The 16,837-nt window shown below is 71.3% G+C and carries 15 protein-coding genes; 5 read left to right on the forward strand and 10 right to left on the reverse strand.

Features of this window, described 5'->3' with window-relative positions; genetic code table 11:
* Positions 1–11 precede the first annotated feature (11 nt).
* Together BLW63_RS17945 and BLW63_RS17950 are read left to right on the forward strand one after the other, a co-directional pair.
* Positions 12–1,541 (forward strand): aldehyde dehydrogenase family protein, encoded by a 1,530-nt coding sequence (locus BLW63_RS17945; protein WP_091159278.1) that lies wholly within the window; start codon positions 12–14, stop codon positions 1,539–1,541.
* A gap of 233 nt (positions 1,542–1,774) precedes the next feature.
* Complete coding sequence (locus BLW63_RS17950) at positions 1,775–2,449, forward strand: GntR family transcriptional regulator (RefSeq protein ID WP_091159279.1); 675 nt, start codon at positions 1,775–1,777, stop codon at positions 2,447–2,449.
* 52 nt (positions 2,450–2,501) lie between these two features.
* Here the strand turns inward: BLW63_RS17950 and BLW63_RS17955 are convergent, their stop codons facing one another.
* The 4 genes from BLW63_RS17955 to BLW63_RS17970 form a co-directional block, all read right to left on the reverse strand.
* Positions 2,502–4,013, reverse strand: coding sequence for an aldehyde dehydrogenase family protein (locus tag BLW63_RS17955; protein ID WP_091159280.1), 1,512 nt, complete (start codon positions 4,011–4,013; stop codon positions 2,502–2,504).
* Between the two features lie 149 nt (positions 4,014–4,162).
* Positions 4,163–5,062 carry a 4-hydroxy-tetrahydrodipicolinate synthase gene (gene dapA, locus BLW63_RS17960; protein ID WP_091159281.1) on the reverse strand — a complete coding sequence of 300 codons (900 nt, stop codon included), beginning with the start codon at positions 5,060–5,062 and terminating at the stop codon, positions 4,163–4,165.
* 64 nt (positions 5,063–5,126) lie between these two features.
* On the reverse strand, positions 5,127–6,515 hold the full coding sequence (locus BLW63_RS17965) for a protoporphyrinogen/coproporphyrinogen oxidase (RefSeq protein ID WP_091159282.1): 1,389 nt from the start codon (positions 6,513–6,515) through the stop codon (positions 5,127–5,129).
* 77 nt (positions 6,516–6,592) lie between these two features.
* The gene (locus BLW63_RS17970; protein ID WP_091159283.1) at positions 6,593–7,933 is read right to left on the reverse strand and encodes an MFS transporter; all 1,341 of its coding nucleotides are present in this window, start codon (positions 7,931–7,933) and stop codon (positions 6,593–6,595) included.
* A 262-nt stretch (positions 7,934–8,195) separates the two neighbouring features.
* On the opposite strand from BLW63_RS17970, the gene BLW63_RS26940 reads away from it, so the two are divergent.
* The gene (locus BLW63_RS26940) at positions 8,196–8,429 is read left to right on the forward strand and encodes a hypothetical protein (protein ID WP_170856840.1); all 234 of its coding nucleotides are present in this window, start codon (positions 8,196–8,198) and stop codon (positions 8,427–8,429) included.
* Positions 8,430–8,816: 387 nt separating this feature from the next.
* Here BLW63_RS26940 and BLW63_RS17975 read toward each other — a convergent pair whose 3' ends face one another.
* On the reverse strand, positions 8,817–10,193 hold the full coding sequence (locus tag BLW63_RS17975) for a threonine/serine exporter family protein (RefSeq protein WP_091159284.1): 1,377 nt from the start codon (positions 10,191–10,193) through the stop codon (positions 8,817–8,819).
* 785 nt (positions 10,194–10,978) lie between these two features.
* A complete protein-coding gene (locus BLW63_RS17980) occupies positions 10,979–11,887 on the reverse strand; it encodes an endonuclease I family protein (RefSeq protein WP_091159285.1) in 909 nt (302 codons plus the stop codon).
* Between the two features lie 186 nt (positions 11,888–12,073).
* Here BLW63_RS17980 and BLW63_RS17985 point away from each other — a divergent pair, with 186 nt between their 5' ends.
* Positions 12,074–12,406, forward strand: coding sequence for a histone-like nucleoid-structuring protein Lsr2 (locus BLW63_RS17985; protein WP_091159286.1), 333 nt, complete (start codon positions 12,074–12,076; stop codon positions 12,404–12,406).
* Positions 12,407–12,680: 274 nt separating this feature from the next.
* Complete coding sequence (locus BLW63_RS17990) at positions 12,681–13,118, forward strand: SRPBCC family protein (RefSeq protein WP_091159287.1); 438 nt, start codon at positions 12,681–12,683, stop codon at positions 13,116–13,118.
* A gap of 636 nt (positions 13,119–13,754) precedes the next feature.
* On the opposite strand, the gene BLW63_RS17995 is transcribed toward BLW63_RS17990, so the two are convergent.
* From BLW63_RS17995 to BLW63_RS18010, 4 genes are all read right to left on the reverse strand, one after another.
* On the reverse strand, positions 13,755–14,747 hold the full coding sequence (locus BLW63_RS17995; protein ID WP_170856841.1) for an endonuclease/exonuclease/phosphatase family protein: 993 nt from the start codon (positions 14,745–14,747) through the stop codon (positions 13,755–13,757).
* Between the two features lie 100 nt (positions 14,748–14,847).
* Positions 14,848–15,312 carry a toll/interleukin-1 receptor domain-containing protein gene (locus BLW63_RS18000; protein WP_091159292.1) on the reverse strand — a complete coding sequence of 155 codons (465 nt, stop codon included), beginning with the start codon at positions 15,310–15,312 and terminating at the stop codon, positions 14,848–14,850.
* Positions 15,313–15,438: 126 nt separating this feature from the next.
* Entirely contained in the window at positions 15,439–15,606 is a 168-nt protein-coding gene (locus BLW63_RS26945) for a hypothetical protein (RefSeq protein ID WP_170856842.1), read from the reverse strand.
* A 451-nt stretch (positions 15,607–16,057) separates the two neighbouring features.
* Complete coding sequence (locus BLW63_RS18010; protein WP_139263653.1) at positions 16,058–16,603, reverse strand: DUF1579 family protein; 546 nt, start codon at positions 16,601–16,603, stop codon at positions 16,058–16,060.
* Positions 16,604–16,837 lie beyond the last annotated feature (234 nt).

Consider the following 16,837-nt stretch of genomic DNA (forward strand, 5'->3'; position numbering starts at 1 on the left):
CAGGAGGAGCCATGTCCGAGCAGAGCGTGCTGAGCCCGTTTCCCGGTGCGACGTCCCCGCCGACCCGGCTGATGCTGATCGGCGGGAACTGGGTGGAGGCCGTGGACGGCGACTGGCGGGAGATCGCCAGCCCGGCCCGCCGGGGCTCGGTGATCGCCCGGGTTCCGCGCGGCACCGCCACCGACGTCGACCGCGCCGTCGCCGCCGCCCGGGAGGCGTTCCCGGGCTGGCGCGATCAGCACTTCAAGGAGCGTCAGCGGGTGCTGCTGCGGATCGCCGACGCGCTGGAGGGCCGCGCCGAGGAGCTCGCCCGGGTCACCGCCGCCGACACCGGCAACGCGCTGCGCAGCCAGGCGCGGCCCGAGGTGGCGCTGCTGGTGGACCTGTTCCGCTACTTCGGCGGGGTCGCCGGGGAGGTCAAGGGCACCACGCTGCCGGCCGGGGCGACCCAGCTGCAGTACACCCGGCAGGAGCCGCTGGGGGTGGTCGGCGCGATCCTGCCGTGGAACTCGCCGCTGATGATCGCCGGGTTCAAGGTGCCGGCCGCGCTGGCCGCGGGGAACACCATCGTGCTCAAGGCCGCCGAGGACGCGCCGCTGTCGATCCTGCTGATGGCCGAGATCGGCGAGCAGTTCCTGCCGCCCGGTGTCCTGAACGTGGTCACCGGCACCGGCCGGGCGGCGGGCAACGCGCTGGTCGAGCACCCCGGCGTGGACAAGATCTCCTTCACCGGCTCCACCGAGGTCGGCCGCGGCATCGCCGGCCGGGCGGGGCAGCGGCTGGCCCACCTGTCCCTGGAGCTGGGCGGGAAGAACCCGTCGATCGTGTTCCCCGGCGCGGTGACCGACGAGCTGATCGAGGGGCTGGTGCTGTCCTCGCGGATCAGCCGGCAGGGCCAGAGCTGCACCGCCGGCTCCCGGCTGTTCCTGCACCGCGACGTGCACGACGAGGTGCTCGCCCGGCTGTCCGGGCGGCTGGGGTCGATGCGGGTCGGGGATCCGCTGGACGAGGCCAGCGACATCGGCGCGGTGATCAACGAGACCCAGTTCGGCTCCATCCGGGAGTACCTGCAGGACGGGCTGGCCGACCCCGCGCTGCACGTCGAGACCGGCGGGCTGCCGCCGACCGACGGGCCGCTGGCCGAGGGGTTCTTCCACGTGCCGACGCTGTTCTCCGGCGGCGACAACAGCTTCCGGCTGGCCCGCGAGGAGATCTTCGGGCCGGTGGTCGTGGCCATCGCCTGGAACGACGTCGACGACGTGGTCCGGATGGCCAACGACACCGCCTACGGGCTGGGCGCCTACGTGTGGTGCTCCGACATCGACCTGGCGCTCACCACCGCGCACCGGCTGGAGGCCGGCTGGGTGCAGGTCAACCAGGGCGGCGGGCAGGTCGTCGGGCAGTCCTACGGCGGCTACAAGCAGAGCGGCATCGGCCGGGAGGTGTCCCTGGAGGGCATGCTCGCCGGCTTCACCCAGACCAAGCAGGTCAACGTGCGCCTCGGCTCCGGCCCCACCCCCGCGCCCCGCACGGGACCCTGAGCACCTTCGCCTCTGACCCAGTCCCACATGTCCAGCTCGACCGTGTACCCGCCCTGCTGCAGCTGCCAGGCCAGCCGCTTGCCTAGCTGGTCTCCTGGCCGGCGTGGCTCCGGCGTGGCTGATGAAGAAGTCGATCTGCTACCGGATGGACGGCGCTGTGAAGGACGGTCCGGCTAAAATTTCACAGGTCCCACCGCTCGCACCGCTCTACCGTCACCGGGCCGGGAGGCACGATGAGCAGCTCCACCGGCCCGGCGCCGGCGACGCCCGAGCGCGAACGGTTGGTGGATCAGGCATACCGGCAGATCCGCGACGCCATCGTGGCGGTGCGCCTGCAGCCGGGGGCCCCGCTCGACGAGAAGGCGCTCAGTGCCTCCCTGGGACTGGGGCTCACCCCCATCCGTGACGCGCTGAAGCGGCTGACGCTGGAGAAGCTCGCGGTCACCTTTCCCCGCCGGGGGACCTATGTCTCCCCGATCACCATCGCCGACGAGGCCCGGCTCACCGAGGTCCGCGTGGAGCTCGAGGGACTGGCGGCGTCGCTGGCCGCAGGGCGGGCCACGGAGGACGACCACCGGACGTTGCTCGAGCGGCTGGCGGACCTGGAGTGCGGCAGCTTGGAGCGCGCTGACCACACCGAGTTGGACGCGAGGGTGCACCGGGCGATCTACGCCGCCGCCCACAACGACTTCCTCGAGGCCACCCTCAACCAGTACGCCAACCTGGCCTGGCGCATCTGGAACGTCGGGCTGGAGGAGCAGCGGGCGGTCGGCGAGCACATCCACAGCCAGCGGGCCGTCGTCGAGGCCATCGTGCGGGGGGACGCGGCCACCGCGCGGATGGCTGCCGAGCAGCACCTCCGCGGGTTCTCCGACGAGGTGCGGTCGGTGGTGCACGCCCGCGAGTGAGCGCCGGTCCCCGGGCGCGTGACCGGGGACGGCGTCGTCCCGACCTCCCGGCTCACCGAGCCACGTTGTGCATGACGTGCTTGGTCCGGGAGTAGTCGTCGAGCGCGTAGATGGAGAGGTCGCGACCGTAGCCGGAGCCCTTGAAGCCGCCCCAGGGGACCTCGTTCGCCAGTACGAGGTGGGCGTTGACCCACACCGTGCCGGCGTCCAGCTTCCCGGCGACATCGTGGCTGCGCCGGGCGTCGTCGGTCCAGACGGAGGCCGACAGGCCGTAGGGGACGGCGTTGGCGCGGGTCACTGCCTCGTCCTCCTCGGTGAAGGTCTCGATGGTGATGACCGGGCCGAAGATCTCCTCGCGGGCCGCCTCGGCGCCGTCCGGCACGTCGACCAGCACGGTCGGTGCGACGAAGTAGCCGTCGCCCTGGATCGCCCCGCCGCCGATGGCGGCGCGGAGTCCCGCCGCCTCGGCACGCTGCAGGTAGCCGGTGACCCGCTCGAAGTGGCCCTTCGAGATCAGCGGCCCGATCTCGACGTCCTCGCCGGCGCCGGGCTCGCCGACGACCATCGTGGCGACCTCATCGACCAGCAGCCGGGCGAACTCGTCCGCCACCGACTCGTGGACCAGCACGCGGCAGGCGGCCCCGCACTCCTGGCCGGAGTTCCAGTAGCCGGCGGCGCGCAGCGCGGTCGCGGCGGCCGCCAGGTCGGCGTCCGGAAAGATGAGCACCGGCGCCTTGCCGCCCAGCTCCAGGTGGACGCGCTTGAGCGACTCCGCCGCGGCGCGGGCCACCGCCTGGCCGCTCCGCACCGAACCGGTGAGCGCGATCATGGCGACGTCGGGGTGCTCGGCGAGCCGGGCGCCGACCACCGGGCCGAAACCGGTCACGACGTTGACGACGCCGGGCGGCAGGATGTCGGCCACCAGCTCGGCGAACTTCAGCGTGGTGAGCGGGGTCTGCTCCGACGGCTTGATGACCAGGGTGTTGCCGGCGGCCAGGATGGGCGCCATCTTCCAGGCGGCCATCAGCAGGGGGTAGTTCCACGGGGTCACGACCCCGATGACGCCGAGCGGCTCGCGCAGGATGACCGACAGGTGGTCCTCGGCGTAGCGGCCGGCGGCCACGGAGGTGGTCGCCCGCAGCGCCCCGGCCATGAAGCGGAACGTGTCGACGGTCTGGGCGACGTCGTCCTGGGCGACCGCCGGCGGCTTGCCGGTGTTGGCCGACTCCAGCCGCGCGAGCAGGTCGGCGTGCTGGGCGACGCGGTCGGCCACTCGGTGCAGCAGCTCGGAGCGCTCCTTGGGCGTCAGGCCGCCCCACGTGTCCTTCGCGGCGTACGCGGCAGCCACCGCGATATCGGTGTCCTCGACCGTGCCCTCGGCGACCTGGGCGATCGTGCGCGCGGAGCTCGGGTCGACCACGTCGATGGACGTGCCGGACCGACCCGGCCGGAACGCCCCGTCGATGAAGTGCTGGCCGGGAGGGAGGTCGCCCTCCTGGAGGAGGCTGCCGGGGGCCTGAGCCCGGCGGACAGCCGGCATCTCGCTCGTGGTCGAGTGGGACATGGGGGGTACCTCCGCAGGGGTGGGGGACAGCGACGCCGTCCGGGGTGTGCGGCTGGTCGGTGCGGACGGGGATGTGCGGGCCGGTCCCGGTGGCATCCCGCCATCGACGGGATGCCACCGGAACGCCGGCCGTGCTGTGTGCTCTCGGGTCAGGACGCGAGGATCGGGTCGCCGACTGCGGTGGCGAGTTTGGCGATGTGGGCGATGGCGTCGGGGTCGAGTTCGGCGACCGGTGGGCGGGGTGGGCCGACGGGGAAGCCGACCGCGGTCAGTGCCGCCTTGACCGCCGGGATGAACGGCTGGGCCATGATCGCGCCGATGAGGGGGTAGACCTGGGACCAGGCCCGGCGGGCTTCCTGGAGGTCGCCGGCGCTTACGGCGTCGTAGACGGCCACGAGCTCGGCGGGCACGACGTTGGCGGTGCCGGCCATGACTCCCGCGGCGCCCTCGGCCAGGGCGGACAGCAGCAGGCTGTCCCAGCCGACGAAGGTGGAGATGACGTCGCCGTGGTCGTGGATCAGCGCGGCGGACTGGGCCATGTCGACGGTGGTGTTCTTGATGTAGCGGATGTTGTCGACCTCGCGGGCCAGGGCGCCGACGGTGTCGGGGTCGAGGTCCACGCCGGTGGCGGGCGGCAGGTTGTAGAGCATCACCGGGATGTCGACGGAGCCGGCGACGGCGCGCAGGTAGGTCAACGTCTCGGCGACCGACAGCGCCTCGTAGTACGGGGCCACCGGCATGATCACGTCGGCGCCGGCGGACTGGGCGTGCCGGGAAAGCGCGATGGCCTCGGTGGTGCTGGTGGCGCCGGTCTGGGCGATCACCGGTACCCGGTGCGCGGCCTGGTCGACGACGGTCTCGACGACCAGGCGGCGCTCGTCGCCGCTGAGCGCGCTGAACTCACCGGTGGAGCCGCACGCCACGACGCCGTGCACTCCTCCCTCGATCGATCGGTCCACCAGGGCCCGCAACCTCGCCGCGTCGACGCTGCCGTCGTCGGCGAAGGGGGTGGCGAGGGCGGTGAGGACCCCGCGCAGCTGCACTGTCATTGGTCGTCTCCTTCGAAGTGGTCTGAGTTGTGGAGGACGCGGCCGCCCTGCAGGGAGGCCTTCTTCAGCCGGCGGTCAGCGGGAGGCTGCGCACCGTGTTCTGCTGGCGCTCGGTGGCCAGCAGGCTCGCGGCTTCCTGGGCGGCCGAGAACCCGGTGGAGATGGCGGTCTCGGTGTAGAGCGTTCCGAGGTAGTCGCCGGCCAGCAGCACCCGGCTGCCCCGCCGCATGAGGGACGGCTGGAGCGCGCCCCGGCCCGGGAAGGAGTACGGGGCGCCGGTCTCCCACCGCTGGACCTGCGCCTCGACGACCGAGTCGCCGAAGCCGGAGCCGAGGACCTCGTTCAGATCCTGCGTGTAGATGCGCAGGATCTCCTCGTCGCTCTTGGGCAGCAGGGTGCGCGCCAGGCTGGCCGGGGAGAACGTCATGATGCTGCTGCCCGGCTGCCGCACCTGCTCGCTGCCCCGCACCAGGCTGGCCTGGTTCAGCACGATGTTGAACGACCGCTTCGGTGTGGCGATGCCGTACGCGGCGTCCCAGCGTTGCGGCGTGGATTCGTCGGTGAGGAACGCCGCGCTCACGTACGGGCCGTAGACGATCTTCCCCAGGGCCTCGCGGACGTCCTCCGGGAGGTCCACGGCGACCCGGTGGCTGACCGTGGCCGGGGTGGCCAGGACGACGTAACGCCCCTCGACCTCGTCCTCCACGCCGTTGTGCCGGTACCGGACCACGACCGAGCGCTGCTTGTGGACGACCTCCACGACCTCGGTGTCGAGCTGCACGCGGTCGCCCAGGGCGACGGCGAGGCTCTCCGTCAGGGTGGACGGGCCCCCCACGATGTTCCGGTTCAGGCCCTGGCCGATGTTCCAGACCAGGCTGAAGTAGCCGATCCCGGCGCCGGCCGAGATCTCGTGCGGGTCACCGGCGGAGCGGGTGACCGTCGGGCGGAACAGCGCGTCCGCGTCCTCGGGCAGGTCGCCCACGAAGTCCTGGAAGCTGCGGCGGTTCTCGAAGTCGTAGATCCGCTGCTGGCGGACGGCCGGGTCCTCGCCGGGGCGCTGCCGGACGATGTTGGCGTAGCGCAGGACCTGTGCGCTCACCTTGACACCGGCCCTGAGCAGGGCGATGCGCGACGAGGTCGGCATGGGGATGCGGAACGGGTAGGCCTGGACCGGTCCCTTGGTCAGCAGCTTGCCGTTCATCGACAGACCTGCCAGGGAGCCGGGCACCTGCGCCGCGGTGACGCCGGCCTCGGTGAGGAGGGCGTCGGTGGACGACCCGGGTCCGGCGAAGACGTGCCCGCCCCAGTTCAGCCAGTACCGGCCACGTCGCTCCGAACGGATGCGGCCGCCCACTCGGCCGCCGGACTCCAGCAGCACGGTGTCCCAGTGCCGCAGCCTCCACCCGGCGGACAGGCCCGCCAGGCCGCCCCCGACGATGATGACGTCTTTCATGAAGCTCTTCCTTCAGTAGTGGAGACACGTCTCACGTGCTCTCCGTCGGAGTGGAGCTGCGGTCCTCGACGCCCTGCTCAGTGCGAGTACACGGCAGCCGCCTCGGTGAGGCTCATGCCCTTGGTCTCGGGTGCGAGCCACTGGGACAACCCCGCGCCGGCGGCGGCGACGACGGCGGCGATGAGCATGGTCGGTCCGGTGCCGAGCGTCTCGATCGAGATCGGCAGCAGGAACGTGCCCAGGGCGGCGCCGACCCGGCTGACCGCGGCGGCGAAGCCGGTGCCGGCCCCGCGGATCTCGGTGGGGAAGACCTCGCCCGGGTAGACGCCGGTCAGCGTGTTGTACCCGGCGTTGAAGAAGGAGAAGACCAGGAACAGGGTCAGCACGACGGCCGGCGGGGCACCGGTCCACAGGCCGATGACGGCCAGGACGGCGGCGCACAGCCACTGCGGCGGGATGGTCAGCGCGCGGCGGCCGAGCTTGTCGATCAGCAGGACCGTGGCCACGACGCCGGCGGTGGCGAGCGCGGAGAGCCCGACCCCGCCGGCGAGCGGGTCGTCGAGGCCGTAGGTCTCCAGCACGCTGGCGGCGAAAGTGGCGATCGCGAAGTACGGCGTCACGGCGCAGAACCAGAATCCCGAGGTGAAGACCGTGGCCCGCCAGTGCTGCTTGGAGAACAGCATGCCGAAGGTGCCCTTCAGGACGTCCTCGTGCTCGAGGTCGGCCAGGGTGTCGTCGGGCATGTACTTGTCGGCCAGGGCGCGGGCCTCGTCCCGGCGGCCCACGCTCCACAGCCAGCGGGGCGATTCGGGCAGTCCGATCCGGCCGAGGAACAGGGCCGCGGCGAGGAACGTGCTGGTGCCCAGGATGAACTGCCAGCTGAGGTCGGTGTTGTTGATCAGCAGGTAGCCGAACAGGAACGCGACCATGAAGCCGCTGTACCAGGCGATCGTCATGCCGCCGAGCAGGCGCCCGCGCAGGTGGGTGGGCGAGAACTCGGCCAGCATGGGCCACCCGACTCCGTACTCGATGCCGATCGCGATGCCCATCAGCAGCCGGATCGCCAGCAGCAGCCCCGGTGAGTCGACGAAGAACTGCAAACCCGACGCGACGGTGAACAGCGCGATGTCGAACATGAACACCGGCTTACGACCCAGCCTGTCGGTGACCCAGCCGCCGATCGGCGCGCCGACGAAGATCCCGATGAGCGCGGCCGCGGCGATCAGGCCCTCCATGAGCGAGGAGAGCTGCAGGTCTTCGGCGATCGTCGACGACAGCGGTCCGATGATGCCGAGGATGTAGCCGTCCAGGAACATGCCGCCGATCAGCACGGTGATCATCCTGATCAGGAAGCGCCGTTTGTTGACCGCCGCGGCACCGCCGCCCGGATCGGCGGCCGTGTTCCTCAGATCTGACATGGGTCTCTCCTGCCAGTAGGGGGTCGTTGACATCGGGTCCCGCTCCTCCTGCACCGCACCGGGGACGTTGGCGGGTCCTCGAGTGCGTGAGGCACGTCTTCGTCTGAACGGGACGGAGCAGGCAGTGGGGGACGTGGAGCCAGACGATGTGGCGGGTGGACTGCGGGATGAGCGATGTGGTGCGGGGGGCGGAAGGACCTGGGCACCCACCCGTCTGACATCGAGCTGATATACCAAGACAATGTAAGAGTGAGGCGCAGCTGTGTCAACGGTCACGGAGCGGCTGCTGCCGGCCGCGGTCGGCGCTCGCGCATCCGGCCAGGTCGGAGTGCTCGTCTCGCTGCGCTGCCGGCCCCGTCACGACCACAGCGATCCGCCGGTTCCTGAGCCCGGTCACCTGGCAGGGTGCCTCGCAGAGGTGCTGCCCGAGGAGCTCACCGACGACTACCGCTCCATCCCGCGCCAGGTCGACGGCGTCCTCCAGCCGCCGCGGTGACGCCGCGGGTCGTCTCATGAGCCGAAGGGCGACGGGGGCGTAGGGCCACGTGCAGCGCATGCGCGGAGTGGTCCGGCGACCGACACAGCAGAGCGCTGCGCACGGCGGCGAACTCGAGCGGGACGGCGATGGGTCCCGTAGGCCACGGCCCTGTCGAGGGGAACACCGGAGTGACTGCGCGGACACGATCGGGGTCGAGGGGACGCAGGTCGGGGTCCCCTCCGCCCGACTGAGGCGGGCCGGAACCCGAGGGGCCGTGTTGGAGAGATCCGACGTGTCCCCTCGGCCGCTTACCGGATGGGGTGACCACGGTCGTGACGACCGTGCGCGACGACGGATTCGCGCTGCCGTAGTACGACCCGGCGAGCAGCTTGGTCGGTGGTCGACTCAGTCGGTGGTCATGGCCCGCCGGCGGACCCGCTCGTCGTACCGGTCCCGCGCACCACTGACCGGTCTGCCGAGGTACTCGCCCAGCGTGACGCCGGCGGCGAGGGCGAGCCCGACGGCGGCGGCCCCGACGAGGGCGAGCAGCCCACCTTCGATGTCGGCGTCGACGACGATCGCGAACAGGCCGTGGTAGATCGCCAGCCCCGGCAGCAGGGGGACGATGCCGCAGACGGCGATGACCTGCGTCGGGACCCGCAGCCACTCGGTCAGCACCTCCCCGCAGAACCCGAGGACAACGGCCGCGACCCCGCCCGCCAGCGCCGGCCCGGCCCCCAGTCCGCCGGCCGCCCAGGACGTCGTCCACGCCAGGGCCCCGGCCAGCGCGGCGAGACCGACGGCGCGCGGCCGGGCATGGCTGGCCAGGGCCCAGCACCCGGCGATGCCGGCCGCCGCGGCCAGGGCGACGGCGAACCGCACGGGGGACAGCGAGGTGTCGACGACGGTCAGGGGCAGCTGCGCGCGCTGGGCCAGGTCGAGCACGCCGGCGATGCCCACGACGATGCCGGCGGTCAACGTCACTACCTCGAAGGCCCGCGCTCCGGCGGTCACCGGGAAGCCGCTGATCGCGTCCTGGGCGGAGCTCACCAGGGACAGCCCGGCGAGCAGCACGACGATGCCGGCGGCGACGACCAGGGAGCTGCGCACGTCGACGTCCCAGGCGAGCAACAGGACGGCGACGCCGGTGGCGAGCGCGGCCCCGGCCGCCTGCTGGAAGAACGGCGGCAGGCTGCGCCGGGTGAGCACGCGCAGCACCTGCTCGATCAGGGCGGTGGTCAGCGCCGCGATGAGGGCCTCCAGCCATCCGCCGCCGAGGAGGACCCCGACCGAGCCGGCCAGGCCGGCCCAGGCCAGCGTGTGCACGGTGCGGCGGTAGGTGGCCGGTGCCGACACGACGGCGTCCAGCCGGCGGTGCGCCTCCTCGACATCCCGGCCGCCCGCGCCGACCGCGCGGGCCAGGTCGTTGATCCCCTGCAGGCGGGTGTAGTCCGTCCGACTCGTGCCCACGATCCGCATCGCGGTCAGCGGCAGCGCGTCCTCCCGGTCGTAGCTGACCGTGAGGGACGTGTGGGTGATGTCGATCTGGCAGCTGGTCAGCCCGTAGGCGGCGGCGACCCGCAGCACCGTCGCGGTCACGTCCGCAGCAGCAGCGCCGACAGCGAGCATCGACTCCCCGATGCGCAGGGCCAGCCCCAGGGCAGCGTGCGCGGTGAGGTCGTCCATCCCGCTGCGCTGCGCCCGCAGCCCGATCGGCGCGGTCGGCGGGTCGGTCCCCGCGATCGCCCGCCACGCCCGCTCCGGGATACGCGCATACGGCATGTGACGATTCGGGGGCCAGGCGGGCACGCCTCCAGGCTATGGCTGGGGGAACTGACCAGCGGGCACCACGCAACCAGTCGTCCCATGACATCGGCAACAGTGGCTCGCGGGTGAGGTCGGGACGCGGCCGACGCGACCAACCTATGCCAACACATCACCCTCAACAGCCGACGGCAGCCGATGACGTCCGGCGATGGAGGGCCTCGCCGACCTGCACGTTCATCTTTGACCAAGCGCCGTCAACCCCGTCAGGATCAAACTCGCAGGGTTGAGGGCTTGGCGCTAACAGATGTCACTACGCTCGCGACGATTCAGGGGACTGGCTGAAGAAGAACTGGTGAAGGCTCCGGCCGCTGTGTGGTCTCACCTCTCAACGCCACCTGCCCTGGCTGGGGCGGACCGCGTCCGCAAGGACAGGTCGGGGTTGGAGCGGCGCTGAGGTGGACGACACGCCCGGATGCGGGAGAGTCTTACAGCAGCCAGTACAGCAACGCGCTCCGAACAGGGGCGCATCGGGCCGGACGCCGGCAAACGTCACAGGCCTCTGAGCTGCACTGTCGCACAGTCGCGAACCGTGGCGGACCCCTCGAATGTGACTGGGGGTCAAGGGCGAAGGATTCGGGTCGTGTCCGCTGTCAACGGGCGATGAAGGCGCACCGGTGGGCATTGGTCGCGGTCCCGGCAGCCTGTGACCCCGCGCCCGGCAGGCTCATTCGGTGAGGCTGCCTCGCCGGGGCGCCGGGGCGTCTGGTCCTCCGCCCGGGTCCGGTGCCGGCGCACTCGCCTCACGGCGGCGTCGTCGTCGTCGTCGTGGCGAGCAGGTCCTCGGCCAGTGCGGGATGGTCGATGAAGGGATTGCGGTTGCCCTGCCGGTCGAAGATGGCGGCGTTACGGTGCCGCTCCCACTCGGTGACCGGGTCCTGCTCGTGCCAGTCCAGCAGGATCTGCCGCCGCGGCGGTGGCATCTCGCCGGGTTGGACCTCCCCGGGATAGCGCAGCAGGAAGTAGCAGACGGCCCGCGCGGCGGCCCCCTTGCCGCGGGCCGGCTCGAACCCGTTGGCGTGGCTCTTGCCGCACTCGCCCCGCACCACCCGCAGGGCCGCGCGCACCGCGGTGGGCTGGGGGAAGTCCGTGAACTCGGTGAAGGGGGTGTTGCCACGGAAGCTGTTGCAGCCGGCCTCGCAGGCGAACAGATGGTGCAGGTCGCCGCGCATCGGCTGCCGCTTGGCGAACCAGCTCTGCGGCACCACGTGCTCGCAGTTGAACGGCAACGCCGCCTCCACTGCGGCCTCCATCTCGGCCGGCGCCGCGCCATCGGCCTGGGCGTGCAGGGTGGCGAGCCGGGCGGTCAGCTCCTGGGCGCGGGTCTCGGCGATGGCCAGGTCGGCGCGGATGAGCGCTTCGGGCTCCCACTCGTGACCGGTGTACAGGCTGCGCAGCAGGCCGGAGGGCTGTAGGTCCACCCACGGATACAGCTCCCGCGCCGGCTCGTACGCAGGCCTGCGCGTGTGCGAACGCGTCACCAGGTCGGCGTACTGGTCGAGCGCGACCCCGTGGTAGTAGGCGTCGGCGGCCACGGCGTCGGCCTCGGTGTCGTAGTAGACCCGGTTCCTGGCGGCCGCCGGTTCGGCCGGTGCGGCCGCCACATCAGCCGTCGCGACCCCCGACACCTGAAACGCCGCATCCGTGCTCACCCGGCAACACCTACAACCCGGCCGTCACGGCCGCGTCAACGCCTACCCCGGTCATGAACCGTCGCCATTCACTGACCGCTGTTCGTATTACTTGGACTATGACGAACCCCGTCGAGGTCTGCTCATCCTCACCCATGCGGGCTCTTTCGCTTGACAACCATTCTGCGCTCCTGATCTCTTTGCTCCATGGCTACCAAGACTCAAGTTGTTCTGATCGATGACCTCACCGGTGACCCGGCCGACACGACCGTGAAGTTCGCTCTGGACAGGACCGAGTACGAGATCGACCTCTCGGATGAGAACGCAGCGGAAATGCGGGACGAACTTGCTCGCTATGTTGACGCTGCGCGGAAGGTGACCGGCGGTGGACGCCGGAGCGCGCCTGTGGCGAAGCCGGCCTACGCCGGATACGACCCGGCCGCGGTGCGCGCGTGGGCGGCCGGGCAGGGCATCGAGGTCAGCGCCCGCGGGCGCATCAAGGCAGACGTCGTGGAGCGGTTCCGGGCCGCCGGCAACTGAGCCCACCGCCTCCGGTCGGCGCGGGCCGACGGGGGCGGGACGGGCCCCCGGGCGTCCTCAGCTGCTCCCGGTGCGGCCGGCGGTCAGCGGTTGACCATCTCGAGCAGGACGTCGGCGTGGCAGGACTGGTTCGGGGAGCACCCGTAGGCGAGATCGTGGCCGCCAAGAGATGTCCTTCGTCCACGGGGGAGCCGAGACTCCTCCTGGGAGGCGCAGCGGGCGCGACGGTGACCCGTACGCAGCTCCCCGTTCCCACAGCCCGGGAGGAGCGGTCATGCGGGTAGACGTCACGGTCGACACCAGCGCGCCACCGGAGGTCGTGTGGGCGGTCCTCTCGGACGTGGAGTCCTGGCCGACGTGGACGGCGTCGATCACCTCGGTACGCCCGGCAAGCCCGGACCCGCTGCAGGTTGGCTCGCGTGTCCGCATCAAGCAGCCGCGGCTGCCCGCCACCGTGTGGACCGTCTCGGATCTCGTCGAGGGGGAGCGGTTCACCTGGACCTCCACCGGCCCCGGGGTGACCACCCGCGCGTCTCACCGCGTCGTCGGGACCGCCGCAGGGTCACGGGCGACCCTGTCCATCGACCAGGCGGGTGTCCTCGGGCGGTTGGTGGGACGTCTCTACGGCGGCCTCACACGTCGCTACGTGGAGATGGAGGCCGCCGGCCTGAAGCAGCGGTCCGAGAGCTCCGCACCGCAGACGCGGCTGTGAGCAGTGGCGGCGGAACGCCTGAATCCCTCACGTCCCGCATCCCGCCTGGCCCCACCACTGTCCGAACGCCGAGCTGGTGCACACCTCGGTTGTGTCCCTGAGCGGCCACTCAAGGACAGCACATGGGGACCAGAACAAGGCTGATTCGGAACAAGCCGTCCGTAAGCCACGCGTTGGGAAGCGCATCGGGGCTAGCAGATGCCCGTTCGAGGGGTCCCCTGGCTCGAACCGCGCGGCCGGCCCTCCCGTCTCCGGCCAGCGCGCTGGGCTCGGGAGGCAGCACGATGAAGGCAGATGAGCGGGTCACCTGGGAGGACTGCCCGAACTGTCAACGGGCAGCGGCTGTGCTGGGTGAACGGGCGGCCCGTCGAGCACGACTGTCCGCGCGGCTGCTGCCTCAGCGCGGAGCAGGCCCAGGCCTTCGACGCCAGGCACGGTCGGCGGCCGGTCGACTGGTTGACGCGCTTCGTGAGCGCCTGGCGCGGTGTTCGCCTAGAGACCGCCCTCATGGCGAGCCGGGCCGGGGGTATCCCGGAGCGTCCCACTCAAGGACGGTCCGCAGCGTCTTGCCGGACCACCTCCATGAGGCGCTGACTCGTCGGGAGTGCGGGACGAAGGGCATGGTGACGGCCGACGTCAGAGGCGGATCTCGGCGACCAGTTGTGCATGATCGGACATGGTCCGACCAGGGCGATCGTTGCTGAGCTGGCTGTCGAACAGATGGTCGTTGAAGTACCGCAGGTTCATCACTTCCCCGATGCGTTGCGGATTGCGCTCGTAGAACTCCTGGCTCACGAGGATGTGGTCGAGGTTCTCATAGTGCCCGTTGAAGATGTGCGTATAGCTGACGTCGCGTCCGGTTCGGCGAACAGTGAGTTCGTAGGCCGAGTACAGCAGTCGGTCCCAGTAGGCCTTCCGCTCCTCGGGATCTCTCGGCCAGAACCGGGAGGGTGCGTCGCCCATGATGATGTCCGTGGTGACCGCGCGGGCGGCGTCATTGAGATCTCCGAGCACGATCACCGGTTGCGCGTTGCCGATGATCTCCTCAAGTACGAGGAACCGCAGAGCCGCCGCCTCGGCGGCGCGACGGATGAGCGCTCGCGCCTTGCCGAGTGCCTCCTCGCGCGGATCGTCTTCCGGCGCCTGCGGGTCCCGGATCGGCCGCTTGGACTTCAGGTGGGCGACGAAGACCGTCGAGGTCGTGCCCTGTTCCGGGTCGAGGACCACGCGGGTCCGCAGGATCGGGCGACTGAACGTCCCGACCGGCAGGGCGAGACCCTCGGCTTCCGCGTCCATCCCGGCCGGGAAGTCGCTGATGGTCGTGACCGGCTCGTCGATGGGCAGTCGGCTGGCCAGGCCGAGCCGTGGACCACTGGCCCCGTCGGCGCCCGGCGCCACGACCGTGCCGTCGGGGAACTGACCCGACCGGTTGCAGACATCACGCAGGGCCTCCTCGTGAAAGACTTCTTGGAAGCCGACCACATGCGCCTCCATGCGGTCCAGCTGCCCAGCAATCCATCTCGCCTTCCGGTCGTATTCGGCGGCCGTGTACGGCTTCTCGTCGGGGTAGTAGCGCTCGCCTTCCCGGGCGAGGTTGAGCACGTTGAACGTGCCGACCTTGATGTCCATATTCAGCCCCCCCATCATGGCGCGTCGGCATCCTCGGCTAGAGGGCGTCACCGCGACGTCACCGGGCGGACCAAAGCCAGCTCCGCCTCGCCCAGCTAGGTCAGGGCCCGGGTAAGGCTGCGGCCGCCGTCAGCGCGATCGGGTTGTCCAGGCCGAGCACCCGGCGGCAACGCCGCAGCGTGTCCTCGCCCAGCGCGCGGCCTGGCTCGGCCTCGCCCAGACGGACCAGGGCACCGGTCAGGGCGGCCGCGGCCAGAAGGGTGATGGCGTGGTCCGGGCCGAGCACTCGGCGGCAGCGCTCCAGCGTGTCCTCGCCCAGCGCGCGAGCCGACTCAGCCTCGCCCACCAGACTAAAAGCGCCGGTCAGAGCTGCCGCCGCCCCCAGGCTGATGACGTGGTCCGGGCCGAGCACCCGGCGGGCCACGACATCCTCACCCGGCGCCCAGTCCCACACGTCCAGCTCGACGGTCCAGCCGGCCTCCTGCAGATGCCAGGCCAGCCACTCCGCCCACCCGGTGTCCTGACCGGCGTGACTGATGAAGAAGTCGGTCCTCCGACCGCTCACGCATAAGCCCTACACCCCATCGCCCGCCGTAGGCGATACCCGGCGCTGCCGGTCGTCCGCGCCGGACGGTGCGCGCGGGAGCGGTTCGGTGTCCCCGTCGCCAATCTGTAGACAACCGGGTGTCCCTCAAGCCGCCTTCGGGGACACCGAGGACCTACGTGTGGAGGCCTCGAGGACCGCGGCGGCGCCGGTGGCTGCGACTTTGCGGCCGAAGTAGACGTCGGTGGTGATGGCGGTGTTGGCGCGGCCGAGCTGGTCGGCAGCGGCCCGGGAGGACAGGCCGGCGTAGTCCATCAGGGGTGGCCACGGTCGTGCAGAAGGTGTGGGAGGTGACCCAGTCGAAGCCGGCGGTGAAGGCGTCTCGCAGGTCGGCCTGGGTTTCGGAGGGATCGCGCCGGCCGCCCATGGGAGCGGGAGAGACCGGCCGACCTGCGGTCATCCGTGGTCGCGTTCAGGCGGGCAGCCCGCTCCTGCAGCGTCGCGACGCACCAGCGTGCCAGCAGCAGGGTGCGGGTTCCGGTGTCGGTCTTGCTCGTCTTGACGACCAGGCCCTGGCCGCGGACCCGCACCGCGGCCGCCCGGACCTCGATCGTCCCCGCCGGCCCTACGGCGCCTGGCATCACCGCCCCCGGCCACGCGGCCAGGGGTGGTGACGCCTGGCTGTGGTTGTCCGACCGGCCCGACGTCCTGCCCTGAGTGTGCCGCCGGGCGTCGACTGGCGGGACGGTGATCCAGGGCGACGTACTCACGACGCGCCGATGCCAGGGTCCCCGGTCATGGAGCTCGTCGACGTCGACTCCGCTGCCCCAGCGGGCTCGTCGAGGCGGGTCGCGGTGGCCTCGTAGCCGCCGCCGGGCCACTCCCAACGTCCGACGATGGTGCCGGCGTCACGGTCGATCCTGCCGCTGAAGCGCGCCGGGGAGTCCTTGGACCCGTGCCAGATCGTGAGGTCGTCACCCTCGATCCGCCAGAAGTACTCGAGCGCGAAGGAGCAGAACGGACCTGGTCCCTCGCTGCTGAAGAACATCGAGCGCAGCATGGCCTGGGCGTGGTCGTAGCCGATGTACTCGGCGCCCTCGTGCTCGTCTCCGTCGATCCTCGTCTCCTGTACGAGGAAGTGGCCGCCTGGCAGCCAGCGACGCGTCACCGTGCCCGTGAACGGCGCGCCGCCATCCAGGTCGCGGCCCTCAAGCCGCCATGTGCCTTCCAGCACATCGAGCTCGCGCAGCTTCGGGTGGGGCTCCGGTGCGCTGGGCCCGCCCGCCCGGTCGGTGTGGTCAGGCTCGGTCATCACGGCGGTCCTCCTCGAGGGACGGTGGTGGTCGGACCCGCGAGGCGCGCGAAACTCATCGCCGCGCTGTCGTCCGACCTCGGCGTGCCCCGACCCATGAGATGCCGCGCCCGGTGCACCGCGCTCGACTTGAACGCGGCTCGCGGCCACCTGCTGAGCGCATCCGGAGGAACGGCAGGAGGCCGAGGCGGTGGCGCACCGCGGACTTGATCAGGTCGAGGAGCCAGGTCGGCG

It is taken from the genome of Geodermatophilus africanus, from assembly GCF_900107105.1.
Taxonomy (GTDB): Bacteria; Actinomycetota; Actinomycetes; order Mycobacteriales; family Geodermatophilaceae; genus Geodermatophilus; species Geodermatophilus africanus.